This is a genomic window from Cryobacterium sp. 10I1 (assembly GCF_035019805.1).
In the GTDB taxonomy this organism is placed as follows: Bacteria; Actinomycetota; Actinomycetes; order Actinomycetales; family Microbacteriaceae; genus Cryobacterium; species Cryobacterium glucosi.
The window spans coordinates 1-1930 of record NZ_JASJVF010000401.1; the positions used below are offsets into that span (position 1 = coordinate 1).

A 1930-nucleotide genomic window follows, 5' to 3' on the forward strand; every position below is an offset into this window, starting at 1 on the left:
GCGCCCTGCTTGCATCGAAGACCGGGGTCATCCGCTCTGAGGTTCCGAAGGTGACCGTGATCAGCACCGTCGGGGCCACCCGTCGGCGGCGTCTCAGCGCTCTGGCCTGACGGAGCGCCCTGGCCGGTCGATGGCCGGGTGGCGCCCTGGCTGCGGGTCGGGAGGGCGCCGCTGAAGGTGGAGTTGCTCAGCAGGAGCGTCGCAGCGGCCGCACTGACGTTCGGAACCGCGCGCACCGAGTCGAGACCGGTCGAGGCGAAGGTCTCCGTCCCGCGTTCAGCCGTGAGCCTGCTGCGGCTGATCGTCGTGGTTCCGTCCGCTGCGGCACCGTCCGCCGAACCGAAGTCGAAGCGTTGGGGCGCGCCGTTTCCGGTGCCCGGCGTCGCGGCGGCAGCAGGGGCCTGGCTCACGGTGATGTCGGTGCCGACGCCGTACACGGACTCGAGAACGGATGCCTGGGCGAGCTGGACTCCGCTCGACACCGAGTTGACGATGATGACCAGCGCGATGGCGAGGGCCATGCCGATCGCGACGATGGCGGTCTGCTTGCGACGGCCCGCGAGTTCCCGACGCAGGTAGGTATAGAACATGAGTCTCCGGTTCCGGGGACTCTCCGTGGGGCCCACCGGGATCGAAGTTATGGATCAGGGCTTTCCGGACGCTATCACTTTCCTGTGAATACGCCGTCAAATGACAGTTCTGCCCCATGAACATCGGCTGGGCACTGGTGTTTCCAAGCTGATCAGGATGTCTGCGGGCCACACTCTGCCGCTGGCGTACGCTGGCGGCATGACTGGGAATGGCCTCGGATCCGCAGTGCCCGAAGATGTGAGCTCCTGGGCCGCCCGCCAGCGCTGGTTCGCGGACACGGGCCGCCCGGTGGCGCTGGCGCGCGTGGGCGGCTGGTCGCTGCCCTCCGGCGAGCCGGGGGTGCTGATCCGCACCGACTGCGTCGTCGACGCCGGCGACCCTCGCCGGACGGTCTACCAGCTTCCCGTGACCGAGCGGGAGGTGGCTCTCCCTGGCGGCGAGGCGGCCCTCATCACGACCCTTACCGGAGCGGACGGGCGGCGAAAGTTCGTCTATGACGCTCCGGCGGATCCGGCCTATGCGCGGGCGCTGCTCCTGTTGATCCTGCGTCGCGGCACGTCAGGCCCTGGTGCAGACGGATGCTCGGTCGCGGAAGGCGAGACCCTTCCCAACGGCCTCGCCGGCGGTGTACCCGGAGGTGTACCCGGCGACGGAGTCGCGCCGGAGGGTGTCGAGCCGACCGTCGTGTCGAGTCACGTGCTCCGGGGAGAGCAGTCCAACACCTCGATCATCTACGAACTCGCGGGTCCTGACGGTCGCGCACTCACTCCCGTGATCTGCAAGGTCTTCCGGGCGCTCCACCACGGCGACAACCCCGACGTCACCGTGCAGTCCGCACTCGCCCGCGCCGGCTCGCACTTCGTTCCCCTTCCCGTCGGTTGCATCGTCGGGGACTGGGCGGACCCCCGCGCGCCTGGCGGCACCGCGCGCGGCCACCTCGCTTTCGCCCAGGAGTTCCTGCCCGGCGTCGAAGACGCCTGGCGGGTGGTACTCGGTGCGGCACGGAGAAACGAGGACTTCACTGCGCGGGCGCGGAGCCTCGGCGTCGCGACCGCGGCAGTCCACGCCGACCTCGCTGACGCGATGCCGACGGCGGAGCCGACCGCTGAGGTCGTCGGCACGGTCCTCGACGGCCTGCGCGCCCGCGCCCGGCGCGCGATCGCGGAGGTGCCTGCACTCGACCGGTACGCCCCGGCGATCGAGGCGGTGTTCGCCGCAGCGGCCGAGGTGTCCTGGCCGAGGCTGCAGCGCATCCACGGGGACCTGCACCTCGGCCAGGTGCTGCTCGTTCCGGGCAGGGGCTGGGTGCTCGTCGATTTCGAGGGCGAACCGCTCACTC

The 1930-nt window shown here is 70.4% G+C and carries 1 protein-coding gene and 1 pseudogene; one reads left to right on the plus strand and one right to left on the minus strand.

The window, feature by feature from the left end:
• Positions 1–590: pseudogene (locus tag QN345_RS18465) on the minus strand (ABC transporter permease); the annotation flags it as partial.
• A gap of 199 nt (positions 591–789) precedes the next feature.
• On the opposite strand from QN345_RS18465, the gene QN345_RS18470 reads away from it, so the two are divergent.
• A partial coding sequence (locus QN345_RS18470) for a maltokinase N-terminal cap-like domain-containing protein (RefSeq protein ID WP_323509048.1) occupies positions 790–1930 on the plus strand: 1141 nt, incomplete at its 3' end.